Annotated in this window: 25 protein-coding genes; 17 read left to right on the top strand and 8 right to left on the bottom strand. The window is 37.1% G+C overall.

The annotated features are described in order from the left end of the window. The first annotated feature begins 77 nt into the window (after positions 1 to 77). Entirely contained in the window at positions 78 to 500 is a 423-nt protein-coding gene (locus LIS78_RS26355; RefSeq protein ID WP_016765947.1) for a cell wall hydrolase, read from the top strand. A 26-nt stretch (positions 501 to 526) separates the two neighbouring features. Continuing rightward, positions 527 to 1,006 carry a spore coat protein GerQ gene (gene gerQ, locus LIS78_RS26360; RefSeq protein ID WP_013059855.1) on the top strand — a complete coding sequence of 160 codons (480 nt, stop codon included), beginning with the start codon at positions 527 to 529 and terminating at the stop codon, positions 1,004 to 1,006. A 24-nt stretch (positions 1,007 to 1,030) separates the two neighbouring features. Here gerQ and LIS78_RS26365 read toward each other — a convergent pair whose 3' ends face one another. The 3 genes from LIS78_RS26365 to LIS78_RS26375 form a co-directional block, all read right to left on the bottom strand. After that, positions 1,031 to 1,402 carry a DUF423 domain-containing protein gene (locus LIS78_RS26365; RefSeq protein ID WP_209150789.1) on the bottom strand — a complete coding sequence of 124 codons (372 nt, stop codon included), beginning with the start codon at positions 1,400 to 1,402 and terminating at the stop codon, positions 1,031 to 1,033. A gap of 15 nt (positions 1,403 to 1,417) precedes the next feature. Next, entirely contained in the window at positions 1,418 to 1,723 is a 306-nt protein-coding gene (locus LIS78_RS26370; RefSeq protein ID WP_245210640.1) for a YwdI family protein, read from the bottom strand. 115 nt (positions 1,724 to 1,838) lie between these two features. Beyond that, positions 1,839 to 2,513 (bottom strand): uracil-DNA glycosylase, encoded by a 675-nt coding sequence (locus LIS78_RS26375; protein WP_209150790.1) that lies wholly within the window; start codon positions 2,511 to 2,513, stop codon positions 1,839 to 1,841. 177 nt (positions 2,514 to 2,690) lie between these two features. Here LIS78_RS26375 and LIS78_RS26380 point away from each other — a divergent pair, with 177 nt between their 5' ends. Both LIS78_RS26380 and zwf read left to right on the top strand, forming a co-directional pair. Then, positions 2,691 to 3,137, top strand: coding sequence for a staygreen family protein (locus LIS78_RS26380; protein WP_209150791.1), 447 nt, complete (start codon positions 2,691 to 2,693; stop codon positions 3,135 to 3,137). A gap of 305 nt (positions 3,138 to 3,442) precedes the next feature. After that, positions 3,443 to 4,945 carry a glucose-6-phosphate dehydrogenase gene (gene zwf, locus LIS78_RS26385; protein WP_209150792.1) on the top strand — a complete coding sequence of 501 codons (1,503 nt, stop codon included), beginning with the start codon at positions 3,443 to 3,445 and terminating at the stop codon, positions 4,943 to 4,945. 42 nt (positions 4,946 to 4,987) lie between these two features. Here the strand turns inward: zwf and gnd are convergent, their stop codons facing one another. Further along, on the bottom strand, positions 4,988 to 6,400 hold the full coding sequence (gene gnd / locus LIS78_RS26390) for an NADP-dependent phosphogluconate dehydrogenase (RefSeq protein ID WP_013059861.1): 1,413 nt from the start codon (positions 6,398 to 6,400) through the stop codon (positions 4,988 to 4,990). 395 nt (positions 6,401 to 6,795) lie between these two features. Between gnd and LIS78_RS26395 the strand changes: the two genes are divergently transcribed. Continuing rightward, complete coding sequence (locus LIS78_RS26395) at positions 6,796 to 8,031, top strand: PucR family transcriptional regulator (protein ID WP_252284508.1); 1,236 nt, start codon at positions 6,796 to 6,798, stop codon at positions 8,029 to 8,031. Between the two features lie 251 nt (positions 8,032 to 8,282). Continuing rightward, positions 8,283 to 9,416 (top strand): alanine dehydrogenase, encoded by a 1,134-nt coding sequence (gene ald, locus LIS78_RS26400; RefSeq protein ID WP_013059863.1) that lies wholly within the window; start codon positions 8,283 to 8,285, stop codon positions 9,414 to 9,416. Positions 9,417 to 9,478: 62 nt separating this feature from the next. On the opposite strand, the gene LIS78_RS26405 is transcribed toward ald, so the two are convergent. Next, a complete protein-coding gene (locus tag LIS78_RS26405; RefSeq protein ID WP_252284509.1) occupies positions 9,479 to 10,168 on the bottom strand; it encodes a hypothetical protein in 690 nt (229 codons plus the stop codon). Positions 10,169 to 10,525: 357 nt separating this feature from the next. Between LIS78_RS26405 and pdxK the strand changes: the two genes are divergently transcribed. Together pdxK and LIS78_RS26415 are read left to right on the top strand one after the other, a co-directional pair. Then, positions 10,526 to 11,350, top strand: coding sequence for a pyridoxine/pyridoxal/pyridoxamine kinase (gene pdxK, locus LIS78_RS26410; protein WP_098547075.1), 825 nt, complete (start codon positions 10,526 to 10,528; stop codon positions 11,348 to 11,350). Positions 11,351 to 11,476: 126 nt separating this feature from the next. Next, positions 11,477 to 11,614, top strand: a complete 138-nt coding sequence (locus LIS78_RS26415; protein WP_252284510.1) for a hypothetical protein — start codon at positions 11,477 to 11,479, stop codon at positions 11,612 to 11,614. Positions 11,615 to 11,699: 85 nt separating this feature from the next. Here LIS78_RS26415 and LIS78_RS26420 read toward each other — a convergent pair whose 3' ends face one another. Both LIS78_RS26420 and pgmB read right to left on the bottom strand, forming a co-directional pair. Then, positions 11,700 to 12,569, bottom strand: coding sequence for a Cof-type HAD-IIB family hydrolase (locus LIS78_RS26420; protein WP_195781532.1), 870 nt, complete (start codon positions 12,567 to 12,569; stop codon positions 11,700 to 11,702). An 88-nt stretch (positions 12,570 to 12,657) separates the two neighbouring features. Beyond that, positions 12,658 to 13,365 (bottom strand): beta-phosphoglucomutase, encoded by a 708-nt coding sequence (pgmB, locus tag LIS78_RS26425; RefSeq protein ID WP_209150797.1) that lies wholly within the window; start codon positions 13,363 to 13,365, stop codon positions 12,658 to 12,660. A gap of 274 nt (positions 13,366 to 13,639) precedes the next feature. Here pgmB and LIS78_RS26430 point away from each other — a divergent pair, with 274 nt between their 5' ends. The 9 genes from LIS78_RS26430 (at position 13,640) to LIS78_RS26470 (ending at position 23,709) form a co-directional block, all read left to right on the top strand. Further along, positions 13,640 to 15,277 carry a PTS transporter subunit IIBC gene (locus LIS78_RS26430; RefSeq protein WP_025752447.1) on the top strand — a complete coding sequence of 546 codons (1,638 nt, stop codon included), beginning with the start codon at positions 13,640 to 13,642 and terminating at the stop codon, positions 15,275 to 15,277. Between the two features lie 4 nt (positions 15,278 to 15,281). Then, positions 15,282 to 16,067 (top strand): endonuclease/exonuclease/phosphatase family protein, encoded by a 786-nt coding sequence (locus tag LIS78_RS26435; protein WP_195781530.1) that lies wholly within the window; start codon positions 15,282 to 15,284, stop codon positions 16,065 to 16,067. Between the two features lie 290 nt (positions 16,068 to 16,357). Further along, positions 16,358 to 17,458 (top strand): glycosyltransferase family 4 protein, encoded by a 1,101-nt coding sequence (locus LIS78_RS26440; protein WP_195781529.1) that lies wholly within the window; start codon positions 16,358 to 16,360, stop codon positions 17,456 to 17,458. Further along, positions 17,455 to 18,393, top strand: a complete 939-nt coding sequence (locus LIS78_RS26445; protein ID WP_195781528.1) for a glycosyltransferase family 2 protein — start codon at positions 17,455 to 17,457, stop codon at positions 18,391 to 18,393. Before LIS78_RS26440 ends, LIS78_RS26445 begins: the two co-directional genes overlap by 4 nt. A gap of 2 nt (positions 18,394 to 18,395) precedes the next feature. Next, positions 18,396 to 20,114 carry a DUF6020 family protein gene (locus LIS78_RS26450; RefSeq protein WP_195781527.1) on the top strand — a complete coding sequence of 573 codons (1,719 nt, stop codon included), beginning with the start codon at positions 18,396 to 18,398 and terminating at the stop codon, positions 20,112 to 20,114. Next, on the top strand, positions 20,114 to 20,449 hold the full coding sequence (locus LIS78_RS26455; protein ID WP_252284511.1) for a DMT family transporter: 336 nt from the start codon (positions 20,114 to 20,116) through the stop codon (positions 20,447 to 20,449). The genes LIS78_RS26450 and LIS78_RS26455 overlap by 1 nt, the downstream gene beginning before the upstream one ends. Next, the gene (locus LIS78_RS26460; RefSeq protein WP_014457712.1) at positions 20,442 to 20,774 is read left to right on the top strand and encodes an EamA family transporter; all 333 of its coding nucleotides are present in this window, start codon (positions 20,442 to 20,444) and stop codon (positions 20,772 to 20,774) included. The genes LIS78_RS26455 and LIS78_RS26460 overlap by 8 nt, the downstream gene beginning before the upstream one ends. A 30-nt stretch (positions 20,775 to 20,804) precedes the next feature. Beyond that, positions 20,805 to 22,307, top strand: a complete 1,503-nt coding sequence (gene murJ / locus LIS78_RS26465) for a murein biosynthesis integral membrane protein MurJ (RefSeq protein WP_195781526.1) — start codon at positions 20,805 to 20,807, stop codon at positions 22,305 to 22,307. A gap of 25 nt (positions 22,308 to 22,332) precedes the next feature. Further along, on the top strand, positions 22,333 to 23,709 hold the full coding sequence (locus LIS78_RS26470; RefSeq protein ID WP_098332536.1) for an O-antigen ligase family protein: 1,377 nt from the start codon (positions 22,333 to 22,335) through the stop codon (positions 23,707 to 23,709). A 28-nt stretch (positions 23,710 to 23,737) separates the two neighbouring features. Here the strand turns inward: LIS78_RS26470 and LIS78_RS26475 are convergent, their stop codons facing one another. Next, a complete protein-coding gene (locus LIS78_RS26475; protein WP_195781524.1) occupies positions 23,738 to 25,537 on the bottom strand; it encodes a cation:proton antiporter in 1,800 nt (599 codons plus the stop codon). Between the last annotated feature and the right edge of the window lie 117 nt (positions 25,538 to 25,654).

Raw genomic sequence — 25,654 nt, forward strand, 5'->3', positions numbered from 1 at the left:
TATTTTCTAGCCATGGCATATTCGCACTTACAGGACCATATATATACAACAGTGTCACAAGTAAGCGAGGTGGGATAATGGCAGTCGTTGCACACAACGAAGAAGATGTTAAGCTCCTAGCCAGACTCATTCGAGCTGAAGCTGAAAGTGAAGGAAAACAAGGGATGTTACTGGTAGGAAATGTAGGCGTGAATCGCGCTAAAGCTCCCTGTTTAGATTTTAGAAATATAAGAACCATTCGTCAGATGGTGTTTCAAAACCCAGGCGGATTTGAAGCAACTCAAAAAGGCTACTTTTATCAGCGTGCCCGCCAGTCTGAAATTACACTTGCACGACGTGTATTAAGAGGGGAACGTTTTAACCCCGCGGAAAACTCACTGTGGTTTTTCAAGCCCAGCGGCGACTGTCCTGCTCAATGGTATAACCAAAATAACACAGGACGATTTAAATCTCACTGTTTCTTTGCACCAACTCAAGCTGATTGTCCAGGAGTTTACTAATTTCTTTTTGTTTGAAGGAGGTTCCTATGAAAAAACCAAAGTCTAATCAACCGCAACAGCAATATATGCAAAATCCGTATATGAGTCCAAACTACCCTTATTATATGCCTCAGCCGCAGCAGCCCCAGCCAGGCGGCCAGCAGGTTCAAGGGCAAAGCCAAGGAGGTCCGCCCCCTACCTCTTCTGGAGGCAGTGGTGCCCCCCAAGACCCAAATCAACTGCCCATTGAAGAATCATATATTGAAAATATTTTACGTTTAAATCGAGGAAAAATAGCGACTGTATATATGACGTTTGAAAATAATACGCAGTGGAACGCTAAGGTCTTTAGAGGGGAAATTGAAGCAGCCGGACGCGATCATATCATTTTAAGTGATCCACAAACTGGCACTCGTTATTTACTGCTTATGGTTTATCTCGATTACATCACTTTTGAGGGTCCAATCAAATATAATTATCCGTTTAGCGGTGGAGGCCAGCAGTTGAGCAATTATTCTCCGCGTTAAAAAAACCCCTTTTCAGGGGTTTTTTTATAGCCATTTTACAGCTGCAACAACAATAAAAATCCAAGCCACAATAAATGCAACTCCACCTAGCGGAGTAATCGCGCCGAGAACTTTAATACCGGACGTACTTAATACATAGAGACTGCCCGAAAACAGCACAATCCCCGCGAACATAATCCAGCCCGAAGCTGTTAACAAAGAAGATTGAGGAAATTTGCTTAATAGAAACGCAATGACAAACAGCCCCATTGCATGGAACATTTGGTACTGCACTCCCGTTTTCCATACCTCTAAATACTTCTCTGAGATTTTCCCTTCTAACCCATGCGCTCCAAAAGCACCAAGAGCAACCGCTAACATCGCATTGATTGCACCGATCATTAAAAATAGTTTCATGTTTTTCTCCTCACTTTAGAAATCAAACAGACTATCGCCGTTTGCATCATCTGATTTCAATTTCGTTCCCTCAAAATTAGGTTTGGATGACTGAATAATCTGTTGCTGCATAATCTCAGGCGATTGCATAATTTCCGGTGAAGACATTACAACAGGTTTTGAAACCGAGACAGGTTTCGATACTGAAACCTCTCCATTTTGATCTAATGCAAGCTCACACAGTGCTTTTATGGCAACCAATTGATCTCGAACGTTCGCACTATTCGAATGGTGCTTTGCTTTTTGTACTTCTGCACTAATTTTATCAAGGAGCTGCGCCATTTTTATATCCATGTAGACACCTCATCTTACATTCAATATGACTTTATACAGCTATTTTATCAAAAGATGAAATAGGAGGCTATGTCTGAAGCTAATCTTCATGAAATGCTCACTTTTACACATCGTCAATTTGCCAATCAATGGATTGACGTCCGTGTTGGAGCAAAAACTCATTTGCTCGTTGAAAGTGATTATTGCCAAAAAAGCCTCGATTAGCCGAAAATGGGCTAGGGTGCGGGCTTTCCAAAATTAAATGGTGCGAATGATGAATAAGCTCTTTTTTAGCTTGTGCATGCTTGCCCCACAGCAAAAACACAACTGGCTCCTCTTTTTGTGCCACTAATTCAATAATACGGTCCGTCAGCTGCTCCCACCCTTTTCCTTTGTGAGAGTTCGCTTCTCCTCTTCTAACCGTTAAAACAGTGTTAAGCAAAAGAACACCTTGTTCTGCCCATTTGACTAAATAACCGTTATTCGGAATGTGATAATCCATTTCATTTTTCAGCTCTTTGTAAATATTCACTAAAGAAGGCGGTGTTTTTACTCCTGGTTGAACAGAGAAGCTCAGTCCATGCGCTTGATTTGGTCCATGATAAGGATCCTGTCCCAATATGACCACTTTTACATTTTTATAATCCGTATAGTGTAAAGCGTTAAAAACATCATATTTATCAGGGTAAATGGTGTGGTGATTATATTCATCCACTAAAAATTCTCGAAGCTGTATGTAATAGTCTTTTTGAAATTCTTCTTCTAATAAAGGAGCCCAGTCATTTTTTAAAATACTCATTGCTTATCACCTCATAATAATCTTTTTTGTTATTTTATCGTAAACTCTGCCCCCTGCTCAAACGTTGCCTGCTTTAAATATGCTGAGAGCCTGGGCATATTTTAATATTGTCATGTTCAATGAAACTTTGTATACACTTATAAAGAGTGTATTTTTATATTAAAGGAGGGATTCCATATGATCATCAGCAATCCCCACCAAATAGACGTAACCTACAGCCTGGGTGTTACACCCGTTGAACCGATGATACCAAGAAAATACACCGTTTTCCCAGGTCAACACACTTCTGTTCCTTCCATTCAAATCGGCATTGAATTTGCCTACGATCATATGCAAAAAGAGCGGAACGAATATTTAGCATCCTTCGTCTTTGATAAAGGTTTTTATTCCCTTACTGTGTATTATTACATCGGTGCGCATACATCAACAGATGAAACCATTACACGCTACCTTCACTTTTTAGAACAGCTCCCTGTTATTCTATCGTCCATCTATCACGCTGATGCTTCTTTTTTCGAAAAACATCCACTTTTAATGCACTGTCCTATTTTTGTCATCGCCGATAGCCCTGACTTGCCATTTTCAACAAAAAAATCTATCGGTTCCCTGTATCAATATAAATAAATGAGAAAAGCTACTGTTAAAATAACGGTAGCTTTTTCTCAGTATTCGAAACAAAATACTTTTAAACTTGTTAAAAACATGGAATAATAACTACAAATTGTTTTAATCTATTTGCGTTAACTCTTTAAAATCGTTACAATTTATTAGTAGTTCTATACATAAAGGAAAAGGTAAACAAGCAATCATTCGTTTGTTTATAAAGGCCGAGTTTAACGGGCAATGAATCCCCAGATTTCATTTAAGTGTTGTCTGTTAAAGCGGAAAAAAATTGAACGTAACTACGACAAAGTGAGGTCCTAGAAGTAATGACAAATGTACAACCAAAATCCATTATCGTAATTTTTGGCGCTACAGGTGATTTAGCAAAACGTAAGTTATTCCCCTCTATTTTCCGCTTATATAAAGCGAACAAACTATCGGAAGATTTCGCTGTTGTTGGTGTCGCAAGAAGACCTTGGACTAATGACGAATTACGCGAAAATGTAAAAAAATCAGTGAGCAGTTTCAAAAACAGTGACGCTGACATTGAAAAGTTTGCTTCACATTTTTATTACCAACCGTTTGACGTAACAGATGTCGCTTCTTATCAAGAATTAAAAAGCCTAACAGAAAGCCTTGATGAGCAATACAACGTGCCTGGAAATCGTATTTTCTATCTAGCAATGGCACCTGAATTTTTCGGAACAATTGCTTCGAATTTAAAAAATGAAGGTTTAACACAAACAGAAGGTTGGAGTCGCCTAGTCATTGAAAAGCCGTTCGGCCATGATTATCCTTCTGCTAAAGAATTAAATGAACAAATTCGCCATGCATTTAAGGAAGATCAAATTTATCGTATCGACCACTACCTCGGTAAAGAAATGGTGCAAAATATCGAAGTTATCCGTTTTGCAAATGCTCTATTTGAACCGATGTGGAACAACCAATACATTTCAAACATCCAAATTACGTCTAGCGAAACGCTTGGTGTAGAAGACCGTGGCCGTTACTATGAATCTTCAGGTGCCCTTCGAGATATGGTACAAAACCATATGCTTCAAATGGTTGCCCTGCTTGCAATGGAACCGCCGATTAAATTAACACCGGAAGAAATTCGCAGTGAAAAAGTAAAAGTATTACGTGCTCTTCGCTCTTTATCAGTAGATGAAGTAGATGATTATTTTGTACGAGGCCAATACGGCAAAGGTGTACTTGAAGGAGAAGAAGTTATCGGCTATCGCGAAGGAAACTCGGTTGATCCTGAGTCTAATACCGCTACATTTGTATCTGGTAAGCTTATGATTGATAACTTTAGATGGGCTGGCGTACCGATTTATATCCGTACAGGTAAACGCATGAAAGAAAAAGCAACGACAATTGTTGTACAGTTCAAAGACTTACCAATGAACCTGTACTTCAATAAAGATAAAGAAATTCATCCAAACTTGCTTGTTATTCATATCCAACCGGAAGAAGGCATTACGCTTCACTTAAACGCGCGTAAAACGCCAGGTGCAACATCATCCACACCGATTAACTTGAACTATTGCAATAACTGTGGAGATAAAATGAATACACCGGAAGCTTATGAACGCCTTATTTATGATTGCATGCTTGGGGATGCAACGAACTTTACTCACTGGGATGAAGTAGCCCTTTCTTGGAAATTTGTTGATACTATTTCAGAAGCATGGGAAAGCAAAAAAGCACAAAACTTCCCGAACTACGAATCAGGTTCAATGGGACCAAAAGAATCAGACGCATTGCTTGCTGAAGACGGTTTCCACTGGTGGCCGGTCGGAGAAGACAACTTCTCACCTAAAGAATAAATAAAAAAAGCAGCTGTAGTATACAGCTGCTTTTTTTGTTTTTTATTTTAACCACTCAGTATGGAATACGCCCTCTTTATCAACACGTTGATATGTGTGAGCTCCGAAGTAGTCACGTTGCGCTTGTAAAAGGTTCGCTGGTAGCGTTTCTGTACGATAGCTGTCATAGTAAGCTAATGCACTTGAGAAACTTGGTACAGGAATACCTTGTTTAACCGCAATTGAAATAACTTCACGAAGAGCCGACTGATAGCCTTCTACGATATCCTTGAAGTATGGGTCCAACAATAAGTTTGTTAGATCTGCATCGCGATCGTAAGCTTCTTTAATTTTTTGTAAGAATTGTGCACGGATGATACAACCACCACGGAAGATCATTGCAATATCACCGTACTGTAAATTCCAGTCATATTCTTCAGAAGCTGCTTTCATTTGAGCAAACCCTTGCGCATATGAACAAATTTTACTCATGTACAATGCTTTACGAATTGCTTCTACTAATTCAGTTTTATCGCCTTCAAATGCAGCTGCATTTGGACCGCTCAATACTTTGCTTGCTTTTACACGTTCTTCTTTCATAGCTGAAATAAAGCGCGCAAATACAGATTCCGTAATGATTGGTAGTGGTACACCTAAATCAAGCGCACTTTGGCTTGTCCATTTACCTGTACCTTTTTGACCTGCAGTATCTAAAATAACGTCTACAAGTGCTTTACCTGTTTCTTCATCTTTTTTCGTAAAGATATCAGCTGTGATTTCAATTAAGTAGCTATCTAGCTCGCCTTTATTCCATTCAGCAAATACTTCATGTAATTCATCTGTTTCTAAGCCTAATACGTTTTTCATAATGAAGTATGCTTCACAAATTAACTGCATATCGCCATATTCAATGCCGTTATGAACCATTTTTACGTAGTGACCTGCACCATTTGGTCCAATGTATGTGCAGCAATCATCGCCTTCAACTTTCGCTGAAATAGCTGTTAAGATTGGTTTTACAAGTTCATATGCTTCTTTTTGTCCGCCAGGCATGATTGAAGGTCCTTTTAATGCGCCTTCTTCTCCGCCGGATACGCCTGTACCGATGAAATGGATCCCTAATTCTTCTAGCTCTTTGTTACGACGAATTGTATCCTGGAAGAATGTATTTCCGCCATCGATTAAAATGTCGCCTTTTTCTAAGTATGGTTTTAACGAATCAATTGTTGCATCTGTAGCAGCACCAGCTTTAACCATTAATAAAATTTTACGCGGTTTTTCAAGAGAATTAATAAACTCTTCCACACTGTATGTACCTGCAAAATTTTTACCTTCTGCTTCTGTTTTTAGGAACTCTTCTGTCTTTTCAGGAGAGCGGTTATAAACTGAAACAGAATAGCCTCTGCTCTCAATGTTTAGCGCCAAGTTTTTCCCCATAACCGCTAAACCGATAACACCGATTTGTTGTTTTGCCATGTTAAATTCTTCCCTTCATGTGTAATATGAATTGGTCAACCTAATCGTAACTGAACATATCATAAAGAAAGTTACAGATTCAAGTTTGATATAACCATAATCATACGTTTTATTATACACATTTGAAAAGAATCATGCTCACCGAACATTGATTATTTTGAAGAAAATTTCGATAAAATAAGTGAAATGAACGTAGTTACTAATCATCCGTACATTCTTAACTACCTTTAGACGCATTTTAACATTTTCTTAAACAATTACTTTTGTTAAAATATTAAGCAGTTAATCATTTCAATGAATTGATGATCAACACGGTTGTTACCGTTTTACTATATTTACTGCAGCTAAAAAGCTGCACTAGTACTTATTTTGTTTTATGAAGAGGGATTTTATATATGACGAAACCAATCAAAGATCCGTTCAAAGAAAATTTTGATACGCTTGAAGAATTCGCTGATCGCATTAGCGAGGTATTGAACTGCCCTATTACAATTGAAGATGCTAATCATCGCTTATTAGCTTATAGCACCCATGACGAAAGAACGGACCAGGCGCGTATTGCCACGATTATTGGAAGAAGAGTTCCGGAAAAAGTCATCAACAACTTATGGAAAGAAGGCATTATTCCTAAACTGCTTGAGACAAATGAACCTGTGCGTGTGAAAAATATAAATGAAATTGGGCTTGGAGATCGTATAGCTATTTCTATCTGGAAAAATGAAGAAGTTCTAGGATTCATCTGGGCTGTTGAAATTGAGAAAGCCTTAGGCGATGAAGAAGTAGAACTATTAAAAAAAGCTGCGAATGTATTAAAAAACAAATTGCTACAGCTTCAAATTCGAAAATATAAACGAGAGGAACGTTCACAGGAATTTTTCTGGAAATTATTAACTGGTCACATTAAGTCTCGCCAAGAAATTTCAGAAGCGTTTTATGAAGCTCAAATTACGGCTCCATCAACGTTTTCCATTGCTATCTTCCGCTTCCAAGAAGATATTACGCCTGAAGCTGAACGCCAAATCTCATATATGTTAAAAACAATGCATCGCTTAAAAATCGTTCTTTATACGATTGATTGCAATGATTTAATCTTACTGCTTTCTTTGGATGCGGTTGAAAACCCTCTTGATGAACAGCGAGATTTTGTAGACTATTTTAGAGGTAACATGTATGAACGCTTTGATGTTACTCAAATTAAAGCCAGCTGCAGCAGTATTTATTCATCCCACGATCATATCGAAAAAAGTTATAAAGAAGCCTTGAACGTATTAGATATGAAAAGTAAGTTTCCAGAAGAAACGAAAGAGATTATTAACTATCAAGAATTAGGTATTTATCAATTTCTTGATGTTATTTTAGAAAAGCGCGTGCAAGATCAATTTGAAAACCATTCTTTAAAGAAGCTAACTGATTACGATCTTCGTCATAATAGCAACTTGGTGGAGACTCTCGAAGTATTTTTAAATAATGATAATAACATTAACGAAGCAGCAAAAGAATTAAATGTGCATATGAATACACTTAGCTATCGGTTAAAGCGAATTTCAGAGATTGGTGATATTAACTTAAAGGACGTTAATCAAAAAATGGCTCTTTATATTGATATTAAGTTAATGAAATATAAAAAATAACATATGATGTAACTTCTTTTAACATTGAGCTATTCATTTATTTTCTAATAAACGAATAGCTCTTTTTTTACTTTTTATTTCCTTATGATGTTAGATGATCTTACATAAAAATTAAAAATTCTGATAAGTAAGCGTTTACATTTGTGTGTTTAAACAAAAACCACTTCTTCAATTCTTCTTTCTAGACAAAGAAATTTCATAAAACTTTCTTTATACTAAAGGTACACAAACGACCAAGGGGGAAATTAATCATGATTATTGGCGTACCAAAAGAAATCAAAAACAACGAAAACCGAGTAGCGATTACACCAGCAGGCGTAGCATCATTTGTTGGTACAGGTCATCGTGTATTAATTGAAAATGAAGCGGGTATTGGAAGTAACTTCACAAACGAAGATTATGTAAAAGCTGGAGCTGAAATTGTTGAGACAGCAGCTGACGTTTGGGCCCAAGCTGAAATGGTTATGAAAGTAAAAGAACCACTAGCAAGTGAATACGGCTATTTTAGACCAGGTCTTATCTTATTCACATACCTTCACTTAGCAGCTGAACCAGCACTAGCAAAAGCATTAAAAGATAGCGGCGTAACAGCCATTGCTTATGAAACAGTAGCCGTAAATCGTACATTGCCTCTATTAACACCTATGAGTGAAGTAGCAGGACGTATGGCTGCTCAAATCGGTGCACAATTCCTTCAAAAATCAAACGGTGGAAAAGGAATTTTATTAGCGGGTGTTCCTGGAGTTAGCCGCGGAAAAGTAACGATTATCGGAGGCGGCGGTGTTGGTACAAATGCTGCAAAAATCGCAATCGGCCTCGGTGCTGATGTAACAATTATTGATTTAAGTCCTGAACGTCTACGTCAATTAGACGATATCTTTGGCAACCAAATCAATACGCTAGTGTCAAATCCTTACAATATTGCGGATGCAGTAGCGGAGTCAGATTTAGTGATTGGCGCAGTATTAATCCCAGGTGCAAAAGCTCCAAAACTAGTAACAGAAGAAATGGTGAAAACAATGAAGCCAGGTTCTGTTATTGTTGACGTAGCAATCGACCAAGGTGGTATTGTTGAAACAATCGACCACATTACAACACACGATCAGCCGACTTATGAAAAGCACGGTGTTGTACACTATGCAGTTGCAAACATGCCGGGAGCAGTTCCTCGCACATCAACGATTGCTTTAACAAATGTAACAGTACCTTACGCACTTCAAATTGCTTCTAAAGGTGTTCACAAAGCAATCGCTCAAAACGAAGCGTTAAAATTAGGAGTGAACGTTGCAAACGGAGCCATTACGTACGAAGCAGTTGCACATGATTTAGGTTACGATTATGTATCAGTAGACGTAGCTCTTGAAAAAGAATTAGCTTCTATCTAATAGACAGTGAAAAACGTCCTTAACCCTCTGTTAAGGACGTTTTTATTTTGAATGAACAACAATTAGCTGTAAAAAACACGACTATTTAAAGCTTTGTGTATCTGTTCACCGGTAATCTCCGGTACTATTGGCCAGAATTCAGGAGTAGGAAACATAAGGTTACTAGGCATTCTATTATGATTTCCATCTAGTTCATGAAAAGGTTCTGGATCATCTGTCTCGTTAAACCGATTCGTAATAAACATAAAATGACCTAATTCATGGGCGAGAAGATACTCATCTGTACTTGCATTTGTCATAATAATAAGCGGAAAAGAGTTATAAGTTACAGCAAGAGTAGATGAATAGTCAAAATTAATAGGCCCAAATCTATTTCCATTCATATAAAATACATATACATCAGCGTTTTGACAAACTTTTTGGCCAGTTTTAAGCATTGCTTGTACCATTGTAAGATGACTAGCCCCTCCAATTGGAAAATTTTCCGCATTACTAACAATGCCACTGATGTTTTCCAAAAAAACAAATGAACGTGTAATAGTAAATGTAACACCTCGGATTAATTGGTTTTTCTCATATTGTTTCCATATTCTATTAGCAGCCGCTATGTCTCTTTTTACGCGATTAGGAACTGTAGACTGATTATCTTTGGAGTTTCTATCAACTTTAGCTCCTGGTAATACGATTATACAAACATTTAAAGTACCTGTCTTAACAGTTTTGAAGTTATCGTTTATTAAATTCGATTTCATATAACAATCTTTGTGATTTCTCTTTTGAAGTTGTGATTTATCGAAAGAATAAGGACCGTCTTTATAACTGTCATGATTGTAATGTTTTTTTATGTGAATCACCCTTTCTTAAGTTTCTCTTTATTTTATTCATGAAAAGAAAGAGTGCTTGTACCATAAGGTAAAAGAGGCTAAGACAAAAGTATACACTTAGGATTCATACAGCTTTTAGAAATTGAATATCTACATTAAAAGCGATAAAATAGAAGAAAAAGTGAATGGAAGAAATTCATCTAAAACACATGGGGCAGCTAAAAGCCACCCGGTAGAAGTTTTACTCTATTTTCTCTATGAACTTAAAATACGGGAGGATTTTTTATGACAATGAATAAAGCATTAACCATTGCTGGTTCTGATAGCAGCGGCGGAGCTGGTATCCAAGCGGATTTAAAAACATTCCAAGAACTTGGTGTTTACGGAATGACAGCTTTAACAACAATTGTAACAATGGATCCCGATAACAGCTGGTCTCATAACGTATTTCCACAAGAAGTTTCAACTGTTGAACAGCAGTTGAAAACAATTGTAAAAGGCGTAGGCGTACAAGCTCTAAAAACTGGTATGCTTGGCTCAGTGGAAATTATTGAACTAGCCGCAAAAACAATTGAAGAATATGGTTTAAAAAATGTCGTAGTAGATCCTGTGATGGTATGTAAAGGAGAAGACGAAGCGCTTCACCCTGAAACAACTGTCAGCTTGCGTGATGTACTAGTTCCAAAAGCAACAGTCGTAACGCCTAACTTATTTGAAGCTAGTCAATTAAGCGGACTTGGTCCTATCAAAACGGTGGATAAAATGAAAGAAGCAGCCGTCAAAATTTTTGACCTCGGTGCCGAATATGTATTGATTAAAGGCGGAAGTAAATTGGCGCACGAAAAAGCAATCGATTTGCTTTATGATGGAAAGATGTTTGAGATCTTAGAGTCTGAACGTATTGAAACGACATTTACGCACGGTGCTGGATGCACATACTCAGCTGCGATTGCTGCTGAATTGGCAAAAGGCAGTGACGTCAAACAAGCTATTTATACAGCAAAAGAATTTATTACAGAAGCAATTCGTCATTCATTTGCTTTAAATCAATATGTTGGACCAACAAACCACGGTGCATACCGTCGTAACAAGGAGAAAGTAACAAACTAAAAGAGGCTGGGACAAAAGTATTTTAGCCGAAGTGAAAAACGAACCATTGATCAAAATGTTTGATTAGTGGTTCGTTTTTTTTGTTATGGTGAACGTAGCTTTCATCTATTTCGTTGCTTTTAGCTGTTGATTGGAGGGCAAGGCGAAGACTCCTGCGGGAAAAACGGACCAGGTGAGACCCCGCAGGAGCGCAAGCGACGAGGAGGCTCACCGGCCGCCCGCGGAAAGCGAAGTCTTGCACGAAAATCAACTGCGGTTTCATAAGCGGTCCATACGAGCTCATGTATCCCATTTGTTCATCTTTAGGTTGGATTAATTTAGTTATGTCTCAACCTCTTTTTAATATTGCTTATTGTTTAACTGTTTCAAGCGCATTTAAAATAGCTTGAGCTACGCCGTGCTCGTCATTTGTTCCTGTTACGATATGGGCAAACTCTTTAATTTCTTGAGGGGCATTCCCCATCGCTACAGCACGTCCAACTCGCTGAAACATCGATACGTCGTTATAATTGTCTCCAATGGCCATCGTTTCTTCTAAAGAAATATGGCGTTCTTGAACAAATGATGTAACCGCAATTCCTTTTTGAGCATTTTCATCATTTATTTCAATATTTTCTTTACCAGATGCACTGACTGCAATAGAATCTAACTTCACAAGTTCTATTTTTGCCTGTTCTAACTTTTCTTCGTCAAAAGAGAAAGCAAGCAGCTTATAAATGTCCTTGTTTGGATCTTGAAACAACGCTTCATACTCTTCAATAAGCTTTACTCTGCCACTATTGAAACGCTCTTTTGCCGCTTCTAACGATTTTTCATAATTATCTTTTAAGCTAGCGCTTAAATAAATATCCATTAATACCGACAAAGCTTTTTCATAGTCATTTGAATACGTACCTTCACTTGTATAGACTTCAAAGTACAATTGAAACTTCTTAAAAATTTCCTCTACTTCGCGAATAGATTCCATCGTCATGCCTACTGAATATTGTTTTTCCCCTTGTGGATTCCGAAGCTCTGCTCCGTTTGCACAAATTAAATATGTATGAAGTCCTGCTTCTTCTAAAACATAACGGGCCTCTTCATAAGAACGTCCCGTAGCAACAACAACTTCCACCCCTGCCTTTTGAGCTGTCTTAATTGCTTGGGCATTTTCTTTACTTACAACTTGTTCACTATTTACTAAAGTTCCATCCATATCGATCGCAATACATTTAATCATGATGTACCCCTTCCTATGTATCTTTGCTCTCTTATTTTATTCTAGCATATGTTTTTTTGCGCTTTGCTACTTGCATGTAAAAGATTTACTAATTTTTTGTATACGCGCTGTTATAATCTGTTCCTTTTCTTGCTTTTTCGAAAACCTCTTTGATCGTCTTTAAATGCAAATCAGCTGTTGAATATACGTGAAAATTCACATCCCCTTCTTTCAGATGCTTACCAACGCCGATAGAAACCATATCTGTTTGATTAATAGCTTTTATACCGGCCTCTCCATCTTCTATGGCCACACATGCATAGGGTTTTACTTTTAATTGATCGGCAGCTGTCAAAAATATTTCTGGATCTGGTTTTCCCTTCTTTATTTTTCTCACATCCACAATGCAATCAAAAAAAGAGCGTATTCCTAGCGAATCTATTACAGTATTTGCATTTGAACTAGAAGAAGCAATTCCCATTTTAATGCCTTGTTTTTTGCAATCCTCTAACAACAATTGTATTCCTGGAAGTAGATGATCCTTTGTCATTTCCCTTATTAATGCTTGATAATGCTTATTCTTTTCATAAGAAAGCTGTTCTTTTTTTTCCACTGTCAGATGTACATTGCCTTGTGCAGCAATGAGCTCTACAGTTTTCACTCGGCTGATTCCCTGCAGCTGCTGATTCAGTTCTGCAGAAAACGAAACGTTAAGTTGATCTGCTACTTTTTTATTTGCTCTATAATATAAATGTACCGTATCTGCAATAACACCGTCTAAATCAAAAATAATCGCTTGTAGCTCTTCTTTTTTCATATTATCCTCCTCTGTACTTGTCTTTATGCCATTACTTGAATGCTTTTATTATATTCCATCATGTTAAAATACCGTTGATATTGTTCACTTTATCATAAAAATTTTTTCATCATTTATAATTCATGAATAAATTTTTCAAAAAAGAGAAATTACAGTATTGCATTATGAAAGCCCTTTTATTACAATAAGGTTATGCAAACGGTTGCACTATCTTGAAAATATAGTTTATCAAAAAATAAAATGAAAACCCATACATAGGGGAAGGGGAAAAACTATGAAGAAGTTCTTTTCATTTGATTTTTGGCAGAAGTTTGGTAAGGCTTTATTAGTAGTAGTAGCGGTTATGCCCGCAGCTGGTATTATGATTTCACTTGGAAAACTAGTTGCAATGACTGGGGGAGACATCACTGCTGTACAAACAATTGCACGCGTGATGGAAGATATAGGCTGGGGTATCATTACAAATCTTCACATCTTGTTCGCTGTTGCCATCGGGGGATCTTGGGCAAAAGAACGTGCTGGCGGTGCATTTGCTGCACTCATTGCATTCATTCTTATTAATCGAATTACAGGAGCCATTTTCGGAGTTAAAGCAGAAATGCTCTCAGATTCAAAAGCAACGGTTCAATCACTGTTTGGACAAGAATTAGTTGTAAAAGACTACTTCACATCTATTTTAGGATCTCCCGCTCTTAACATGGGAGTGTTCGTAGGAATTATCGCTGGTTTTTTAGGCGCGAATTTATTCAACAAATATTACAACTATGATAAATTGCCTGAAGCCCTTTCGTTTTTTAACGGCAAGCGCTTCGTACCATTTGTGGTCATCGGTGGTTCAGTTGTAACGGCACTGCTTTTATCCATTGTATGGCCGTTTATCCAAGGTTCGCTAAACAGCTTCGGACAGTGGATTGCAACATCTAGAGACACAGCTCCTATTCTAGCACCATTTATTTTCGGAGCATTAGAGCGTCTGCTTCTTCCGTTTGGTCTTCATCATATGCTGACAGTTCCTATGAACTACACGGAGCTAGGTGGTACGTACAAAATTTTAACGGGTTCTGGAGCAGGTTCCACTGTTGCCGGTCAAGATCCTTTGTGGCTTGCTTGGATTGCAGATTTAAATAACTTCCGCGCTGCAGGAGATATGGATAGCTACAAGCAGCTCTTACATGACGTTACACCTGCACGATTTAAAGTAGGACAGATGATTTTATCTTGTGCGTCATTAATTGGAATCGCTTTAGCAATGTATCGTAACGTAGATCCTGACAAACGTTCGAAATATCGTTCAATGTTCTTTTCAGCTGGACTAGCTGTTTTCTTAACAGGCGTAACAGAACCGATTGAATTTATGTTCATGTTCGCGGCACCTCTCCTATACGTCGTATACGCCATTATGACGGGACTGGCTTTTGCCATTGTTGATATTGTTCATGTTCGCGTACACTCATTTGGCGTAATTGAACTATTAACACGTACACCAATGATTATCAAAGCCGGACTATGGGCTGACTTAATGAACTTTGTCATCGCCTGCCTTGTATTCTTTGGCTTAAATTTCGGAGTGGCAAACTTCTTAATCAAACGTTTTAACTTCCCAACGCCGGGACGTAACGGAAACTATATCGATGAAGAAACAACTGCAACAAGCAGCAAGCAGGTGAAAAATGATTCGCTTGCCCCAGTCATTATTGGACTGCTTGGCGGAGAAAATAATATTGAAGACGTTGATGCTTGTATGACTCGCTTACGTGTGACGGTAAAAGATATACATGCCGTTGCAGGAGAAAGTGAGTGGAAACAAAACGGAGCCCTTGGTTTAATCTTGAAAGATAAAGGGGTACAAGCTATTTATGGACCTAAAGCGGATGTTTTGAAATCCGACATTCAAGATTTGTTAGGAGCTTAACATAATGAAGCTATTAACGTTAAATTGCCACTCTTGGCAAGAGGAAAATCAGCTAGACAAGTTATCTTGTCTAGCTGAAGTAATTAAAAAAGAAAAATATGATGTCATTGCTTTACAGGAAGTAAGCCAAAAAATAGACGCACCTTATGTACATGACTACATTCGTAGCGATAATTACGCTTGGCTTTTAGCAAAAGAACTGGGTAAGCAAGGTGAAGACTATCAATTGGTATGGGATTTATCTCATATAGGTTATGAAGTGTATGAAGAAGGAATTTCCATTTTAACGAAACACCCGATTATTGAAGAGCATTCATTTTTTGTTTCACAAACGTCAAATATTGACTATTGGAAAACGAGAAGAATTGTTGGAGCAACAATCGAATATGAAAAAGAACTCCTTACGTTTTATTCTTGTCATCTTGGCTGGTGGGATGACGAGGAAGAGCCATTCAAGCAGCAAGTTGATACGCTGCTAGCTCATGTACACAAAGATAACCCATTTTTTCTACTTGGAGACTTTAATAATGACGCTCATAGACGAAATGAAGGTTACGACTACCTGTTGAGCCAAGGCCTCTATGATACGTATACTCTATCGAATAAAAAAGATAGCGGTATTACAGTTAAAGGTAACATTGCTGGATGGGATGATAATGAACGGGCACTGCGCCTTGATCTAATTCTATCAAGTCATGCGCAGGATATTCAGTCATCGACTGTGATTTTTAACGGCATACATTATCCCGTTGTTTCCGACCATTTTGGGGTAAGCGTTGAAGTGAAATAAGTGACATAAAGCGAACGAATAGCGTTCGCTTTTTTCGTGTGATTATGATTATGTGAAAATCATCTTCTTTGCTGCTTTATCTATCGTTTTAGAAGTGTCCGATAAACTTTCGCATTTTAAAAAGTAGGTGTGCTATAATATTGTGATGTTGGCGATATGCAACCCATTTTTGCATGTTTATCAATGAAATCGCTCAACTTAATAGTAAGATGATACATGTAAGCTCTATTTAAATGAACACCCGTTGTCATTATCATAAACTAATAAAGAAAAATAGGTGTGAAACAATCATGAAAATTTTGTTGATTTCAAATATGTATCCTTCTGAACAATTCCCGAGCTATGGTGTATTTGTTCAAAACACTGAAAAAATTTTAGTTCAACATGATATTCAAGTTGATAAAATTGTCATGCAAAAAAAGACAAGCAAATTAAGCAAGCTTTTTAGCTATGCTTCTCATTATGTTAATGTCATTGTGACGGGCTTAACAAAAAACTACGACTATCTTTACGTACATTATGCATCTCATAATGCTCTTCCGCTGCTAATTCTCAAAAAGCTAAAGAAGAATGTGAAGATTGTGACAAACGTGCATGGTTCAGATGTTGTACCTGAAGTAGCTTCACAGGAAAAATATCAGCCTAGAGTAAATGACTTATTGCACCATTCCACTAAAATTATTACTCCTTCTCCCTACTATAAAGGGCTCGTTGAAGAGAAATATAAGGTTCATAACCCAATCTATATTTTTCCAAGCGGAGGAGTGAATAAAGATCTGTTTCACCCTTATGCAGATAAAAGCAAAGCTTATCAAGAACTAAACTTGGATCCTACTACCCGTTATCTTGGATGTGTAAGCCGCATTGATGTGGGTAAAGGATGGGAATACTACCTGCAAGCAATTGCAAAAGCTGAACAACAAACGCCCACTTCTTACAAATACCTATACGTTGGAAGCGGAAAAGACGAAGCTGCATTTAAGGAAATGATCAAGACTCTGGGCCTAGAGGAAAAAGTCATCCATTTCCCTCTGCTTCCTCAGTCCTCTCTTGCTTACGTATATAATGCGATTGAAGCATTCGTGTTTCCGACCGTAAGAAAAGGAGAAAGTTTGGGCTTAGTCGGCCTCGAAGCTATGGCTTGCGGAGCACCCGTAATTGGGAGTCAGATTGGTGGTCTAAAAGATTACATTATAGACGGAAAGAATGGTCTATTCTTTGAGCCTAAAAATGTAGACGAACTAGCTTCACAGCTACAGGCTTTTATTAATCTTCCTGAAGATGTGAAACAGCAAATGTCTCAACAGGCGTTACAAACAGCAAACCGCTACACAGTAGATGTAATTGCTGAACAACTCCCAACAATTTTTTTTGATGAGGTGGAAAAATGAAAGTCGCAGTTTTAATTCCTTGTTATAACGAGGAAGTAACAATTGGAAAAGTAATTGACGATTTCAAACGCGAACTGCCTAGTGCAGATATTTATGTGTACGACAACAATTCAAAAGATCGCACAAGTGAAATTGCACTTGAACACGGGGCAATCGTCAAAAAAGAATTCAAGCAAGGAAAAGGAAACGTTGTACGTTCAATGTTTCAAGAAATTGATGCAGATTGTTATGTCATGGTAGATGGGGATGATACGTATCCTGCAGAATTTGTTCATCAATTAATTGAGCCTATTAGAAATCGAGAAGCTAACATGGTCATTGGAGATCGTTTATCAAACGGAACGTATCTCGAAGAAAACAAACGTGCTTTCCATAATTTTGGTAACAACTTAGTACGTTCTTTAATTAACGGCCTGTACAAAAGTAACATTAAAGATATCATGACAGGTTATCGTGCGTACGATAAATTATTTGTAAAATCAATACCTGTGATGAGCCCGGGATTTGAAATTGAAACAGAAATGAGTCTTCACGCGTTAGATAAACGATTCCGCCTAAAAGAAATCGCGATCGATTATCGCGATCGACCTGAAGGCAGCGAATCGAAACTTAATACGTTCTCTGATGGATTTAAAGTGTTACGAATGATTTTTACGTTATTTAAAGAGTACAAGCCGCTTCAGTTCTTCTCCATTTGGACAGTGTTGTTTATTGTCGCAGGATTAGCTGTTGGTGCTCCAGTACTTTATGAATTTTTTGATACAGGCTTTATTACCAAAGTACCTTCATCTATCTTAGCAACTGGATTGATGGTGTTAGGTGTTTTATCTTTCGTCTGTGGATTAATTCTAGATACAATCGCTTCATTAAATCGCAAGCAATATGAATTAGAACTAAATAAAAAAGTTGAACAGATTGAACAAGTAGGAGAATAACAATGATGAAGAATAAAAAAAGTATTTTGCTGCTTACAGTGACAGCTTTAATTATTCTTATCGGTTTAAGTATTGGTAATCCAGACGGTGTTCACTATCTTTCCCTTTTTGCTGCACTTGTATTTACCATCATAAGCTCTATTTTTATTTATAAAAATAGAGCTTATGCTTCATTTAAACCGCTAGAATGGCTATTGCTGATTGTTTTTTCGTTTATCGTACAGTTTTCACTTTTAGATAACTTACATATGACGAGCTCAACTATTTTTTCACTCGTTTTGTATGCCATCAGCCGTACTTTATTGGCAATGCTGCTGACGGCCGCTGTACTCAGCGCTATCAAACAGATAAACGATTTTCACTATACATTTGCACACCCAAAGCGTTACCTAGGAATCGTTACGATTCTTATTTTAGCTGTTAGTCTATATTACTGGTTTGCCTTTTTCCCAGCGGCCATGACTCCCGATTCATTAGCACAGTGGAGACAGGCACATACCGGAGAATTTAACGATTGGCACCCTATTATGATTACGTGGCTGATTATGCTACTGACAAAAATATGGGATAACCCAGGAATTGTAGCGTTCACGCAAATTGTTGTTGTAGTAAGCATATACGCCTATACGTTTGACTTTTTCATTAAACGCAAAGCACATCCTGTTATGATTGGACTTTTAACAGCTATTATTGTCATTATTCCAAGCTTTTTAATCTTTTCAATTATTATTTGGAAAGATATTTTATACAGTGCTTTTCTGCTGTTCTTTACGGTGAATATTGCAAAAATCTATTTGTCAGAAGGTGCTTGGATTAAAAATAAAGCAAGCTTTTTCTTACTTTTACTTTCCGCATTTGGAGTAGCTTTCTTTAGACATAATGGTTTTCCTGTATTTGTTTTGACTTTCCTTTTAATGATTGTCTTATTCAGAAAAAATTGGAAACCTCTTGTCACGATTTTCTTAGTCGTCTTTATTTTACAAAAGATTGTTACAGGCCCTGTGTTCACGTGGCTTGATGTACAGCCTTCGGATCCAAATGAAGCTTTGTCTATTCCAACTCAACAAATTGCAAACATCATTTCAAATGATGGGGAGATGTCAAAAGAAGAGCGCGAATATTTTAATAAAGTGCTTCCTATTGAATTGTGGAAAGAAAAGTACAATCCATATAAAAGCGATCCTATTAAATTCACTTGGAAATACTACGACCGCGAGTTTATTTTTAATGATTTAGGTCTTTACTTTAAGAATTATGCTAGCATTGTCATCAAAAATCCTTATCTAGCAACGGAAGGCTTTCTCAAACAAACGGCTTTAGTATGGCAAATCAATCCTTTTAAAGATGGCTACACAGATACGTATGTAACCAACATTTATTACGGCAATGATTTAGGTCTTAAAAATAAAGTAATCGAGCCGTTTATTACGCATACTGCCAATGCTTACTTAGCTATTTTTAAGCACCCTGTTTTTACATTCTTATGGAAACCAGCTTTTTATCACTGTGTTATTTTATTATTTTCATTAATGCTAGTGATTCGAAGAGGAATTACGTCACTTATTATCGTCATTCCTTGGGCTCTTAACACGCTTTCTGTTCTTGCGGCATTGCCGGCTCAAGATTTTCGATATTTATTAGCAAGCGTATTTGTGTCTTTCTTCTTTATTGGTCTTCCTTTTATCCGATTTGATCAGAAAGAAAGGGATGTGACCTCCTGATGGAGAGCAATTACAACAAAAAGCTAGGAATCACACTCATTATCGTGGCTTCCCTGTTTACAGCTGTTGGACAACTTTTTTGGAAGTTGTCCGAAGCTTCATTTAACTTAAATTTAATTATTGGTTTTTTTCTTTATGGATTAGGAGCGGTTTTTATGATTGCTGCTTTTAAATTTGAAAGAGTTTCCTTACTTCATCCATTTTTAAGCCTAGGATACGTAATCAGCATTGCTAATGGTTTCTTTCTATTAAATGAAACCATTAGCCCTATGAAGCTGGTCGGTACTCTTATTATTATCGTAGGTGTAATTTTAGTAGGTGGCCAAGATGAATAGTATCCCACTTTTAATTATTATGACCCTTTTAGGTTCAGTTGGAGCTGTCTTTTTCAAGTATATTTCTACGTATTTAAATGAAAAAAAGATAAAGCTAGCGCTTATTTGCTTTGTGGGTGGCGGCCTTTTTTACGGGGCGGCAGCTCTGCTTAATGTGTATGTTTTAACGCTGTTACCTTATTCTATTGTATTTCCGCTCACGTCTATTACGTATATTTGGACATTAACATTCGGTTACTTTTTAATTAAAGAAAAAGTTACAACAAAACAAGTTATCGGCTGTATTCTTCTAATTGTCGGATGCTTCTTTATTGCTAATAGTTGATGAGATAACTTGAAAAGGTAGGAGTTTCGCATGAAAAACTTAAAATTCGCGAGCATTTTACTGCTCATATCAACATTATTTTTGAAATTTTCTAGTATGATTCGTGATTTAGTTATTGCTAACTATTTCGGTACAAGTTATATCGTCGATTCATACAACGCAGCAATGATTATTCCAAACGCTTTTATTTTATTTATGTTAACGGGGATGAAGGATGCGTTTATTCCTAGTTATTTACGTTATGAAAAAGAAAATAAAGGAAAGGTTCATTTGACTAATATTGTTAAATCAACCTTTCTTATTTGTTTCATTATTTCGGTTCTCGGATCAATTGCCGCTTTCTTTTACTTTCCCGCTTCGTATTCTAATTTTTCCAAAGCAGCAATTGAACTAGGAATTTATACGGGCGTTATGTACTTCTTATCTCTTTCACTAGTTGGAGTGAATGCCGTATACGAAGGTGTATTTGATGCACGAAGTCAATATTCTTTCTCTGTGTTTTCTCAAACGGTTGTTGTACTATTTACGATTTTAAGTACAATCCTATTACATTCAATTATGGGCGGCTATGCAATTGCTCTTGGCTATTTTATAGGAACAATTGCTTCTTTCTTAATTAAAGTTGTCTATTTTAAACCGCAGCATCTGCTGTTATGGAAGCAAAAAATTGACCGTGATGAAGTGGTGGCTTTTTATAAAGTATTCATCCCTGTTGGTGTGACCATTATGGTCGGTCAAATTAATTTAACTGTAAACTTCTTCTTTGCTGGCTCCTTTGGTGAAGGTGTTATTTCATACTTAAATTACGCCTTCAGACTTGTAAGTATTCCCCAGGCAATATTCGGGGTTACGGTCGCAACCATTATTTATCCGCTGATTGCAAGAGCCATTTCTGACAAAGATGAAGAACGCTTTAAATCGGGAATTGAAAAAGGGATTACGTTTATGCTGATGCTGCTGATTCCGACGATTGTTATTATGATCTTTTATATGAAAGACATTGTAATGATTGCTTATCAGCGCGGTGCATTTGACGCACATTCGACGTTAAAAACAACGGATGTATCTTATTATTACCTAGGTTCAGTGTTTTTCTATTCGCTGCAAGCTGTTCTTGCAAAAGGATTTTATTCTCTTCAAAAAGGTTATCTTATTATGAGAGCAGGCTTATTATCCATTGTGTTAAATATCATCTTTAACATGATTTTCACTAAATTTATGGGATACCAAGGATTAGCACTTTCCATGTCAGTGGTTGCCTTTTTCTATACGGCCATCGTATTCGTTATGCTGGCAAAACAAATCAATCACTTCCATTACGGATATCTAGTGAAAGAAACAGGAAAAATTCTTTTAGCTTCCGTACCTGTTGCTATCCTCATGTTCTTCTTAAAGGACATCGCATTTTTGAATTCATTACATGTTATCTTACGATTTGGTATTGTCTGTATTGCAGGTGGTTTAGTATACTTAATGTCGACGCTATTATGCAGAGTAGAAGGTGTTATGCTTTTAGTTAAAAGAAAACGTTAATTCACGTAAAACAGGAGAGTACTATATGAAGAACACATACTGGTTATTTTTTCTGTTCGTTGGTTTTATTTCAATTCAGCCAATTATTGATATGCTAACGACGTACATGGTTTTGAACATGGATAGTGGTCTCTCAATTGGGGTTGTTATTCGCTTTCTATATATGATTTTTGCAGGTGTCCTACTTTTAGTGTTTGCCAAACAATCAAAATGGGCTAGATATTCGATTATCTACCTTATTGTTTTTGCACTCTTTCTTGGACTCAATATCTACTTAAATCATCAATGGAAAGATCCTTATTATATTGGGCAAGAAATTAAATTTTTCAATAAGGTTGTTTATATGAACGTTACATTACTTGGAATGATTGTGATGTTTTCACATTATCGATCGTCTGTGGATGTAAAAAGAATACTGAGCAAAAACTTATTGACTGCTTCACTCATCATCAGTATTGTTTTTATCGGTACAATGCTAACAGGTACAGCACTAGAGAGTTATCAGTATAATAAAATCGGATTCAAAGGCTGGTTTTATGCAGCGAATGAGCTAGGGGCAACCATTGCTATTTTGCTTCCTCTCACACTGCTTTTAGCTTTAGATAAAGTACGTTCGTTTTCAAAAGCTTATTACTGGATTCCTTTTATCTTGTTAGCCGTTTCGTCCATCATGCTTGGAACGAAAGTAGGCTTAGGTGCCGTTATTCTTTCTTTAGTTGTAGCAACAGTTGTCTTATTTGCAAAATTATTTACGAATAAACGCAGCTTAATTAAAGCCAACTTAGTAATCTCAATTCTGCTTTTAATTGTAACCGGAGCAACCACTCCGATTTCTCCAGCTTATAAAAACACATATACGCACATCGATATGTTAGAGGCTAAAAAAGAGAAAACAAAGCAAGAAAAGCCGGAAAAGAAAGAAAAAGAAAAGCCGGCTAAAAAGAAAAAACAAAAGGAATCAAATTTAGATGACAAAGATATTCAAAATCTGATTCTAAGCAGCCGTGAGCAATTTTTAGCTCATCATAAGGAAGAGTATGCAAAAGCACCTATTGCAAGAAAAATGATAGGTATGGGCTTTTCTGGTGACTATACAAAACAGCTTCCGCCAAAGATGATTGAAATGGATTTTTATGATCTGTTTTTCTCTTTAGGTATCATCGGATTTTTACTATGGGTTCTTCCACTTCTAGTAGTTGGTTTAACCGTATTGGTTCGATTATTTAAAGACCCATCACAGCTTCTTGATGAAAGCTTTATGATGTATAGTACAGCAATTGTATTAGCTCTTGGAATTGCTTTTGTAGCTGGGCATGTCTTCACGGCACCAGCCGTTACTATCTATTTTGCAGCAGCTGCTGCTTATCTGTTCGTCATTCATTTTAAACAAAGACAAGCATAAAAAAACAGGCCATTGAAGGCCTGTTTTTTTATCTTTTTAATGGCTGAAGGCTTAACACCGTATCACCCGCATTAACGTTTATTTCTTGATCATGAGCAAAAAAACTCAGTGCCTTTCCCTGCTTGCTCACTGCTAGTAAAAGAGAAGCATCGCTTTTCTCCTCAAGATATGTTTCATACGTATATTCATCCGTAATTTTTGTATTATAAATCGTATATCCATGCTCCATTTTATGATGCAGAAACTCCCACGTAATTCCTTTCTTAAAGAGCATGCGTCCTCTTACTGTATGCATAATTTCATCGACATCTTCTCTTGAATCTTCTTGGTCACGAATGCTCAATTGAAAAACATTGTTCCGTCCCATATCTTGAAGAAAAGCAGTACAAACAAGCGCATTATATGCATCTAACTCAGTTGCAGCAATCACGTATTCATAAGGAGTTAAGTCTAGATGATATTCCGTTTGCTCAGCTAGAACTTCTCCGTGATAAACATCTACTTCCGCTCTGCGCGCAACTCTTAACCGCTCCCACGAAGAATCAGCAACTAATACTGGATAGCCCAGCTGTTTTAACTTGGAAGCAAAAGCAACCGTAAAATCATTGCTTCCTACAAGCAAAATACCAGGTTCTTCTCCAATTGATAAATCAAGCTTCTTAGCTAGCCATGAAAGGGAAAAACCGTGTGCACAAACCGTAGCAAATACTAAAGCAAATGTCAGCGTTGTTAGGATGGAAGCATCTTTAAATCCTTCATCGATTAGTACTTTCGCAAAGTAACTTGAGACCGTTAACGCCACAATGCCGCGCGGGGCAATCCAGCCAATCAGTATCTTTTCTTTTATAGATAAATCTGTCCCTACCGTTGATAAAAAGATGGAGACAGGTCTGACAATAAACAGCATAAGTAAAACAAACAAAATAATATTCCAATGAAAAATTTCAGTAATGGTCTTCATCGTCAGTCCAGCCGTTAACATGATAAAAATAGTAGAAGTCAATAGAACCGAAATGTTCTCTTTAAAATGTCGCATATCACTAATAGATGAAATATGCATATTAGCAAGGGTAATACCCATCGCTGTTACTGCTAGAAGACCTGTTTCATGCTTAATTTCATCAGCTATCGTAAAGCAGGCAATAACGACAATAAATACGACCGGAGATTTTAAATACTCTGGAATATGACCCTTTTGAAACATCCATCCTATTCCGCGGCCAAGAAGCCATCCTATTAAAACAGCAATAATAGAAGCTACAAAGAAAAAGAGAATTGTTTTTCCACTCACTTCTCTCAGCACTAAAAATTGAACAATTTCAAACGAAAAAACGGCCAGCAATGCACCAAATGGATCAACAATAATACCTTCCCATTTTAAAATCGCTGCTGGTTTTGGTTTTAATTTAGCTTGTCGTAAAAGAGGTAAAATCACGGTTGGACCCGTCACAATAAAAAGCCCTCCGATAACAATTGCCACCGCCCATGATAAATCCGCTATATAATGAGCAGCTAAAGAGCCTAAAATCCAAGCTAGCATGGCTCCTAGTGTTACAATGCGAAACACGGGCTTTTCGATTCCCCTTACCTCTCTCATGTCTAAGTTCAAGCTGCCTTCAAATAAAATAACAGCTACAGCAATAGATACAAAAGGATCAAAAAGCTGAGCAAATTGTGCTTTAGGATCAATTAAACCTAAAATAGGGCCTGTTAGTAGTCCGATAATTGACATCACGACAATTGCTGGTAACTTAAATCTCCAAGCCAGCCACTGAGATAGAACTCCTAGTCCCACTACGAGCGTGATATGTATAAGCATAGGTTCCATTGTATCTTCCTTCTCTCGTTCACATAATGTGTATATATTTTCCCTAAAATAAACCGATGTTATACAGGAAGAAACAAACACTACCTTGTTTTACCACTTTTTCAAAAATGCTAAACG

It is taken from the genome of Priestia megaterium (assembly GCF_023824195.1).
GTDB classification, from domain to species: domain Bacteria; phylum Bacillota; class Bacilli; order Bacillales; family Bacillaceae_H; genus Priestia; species Priestia megaterium_D.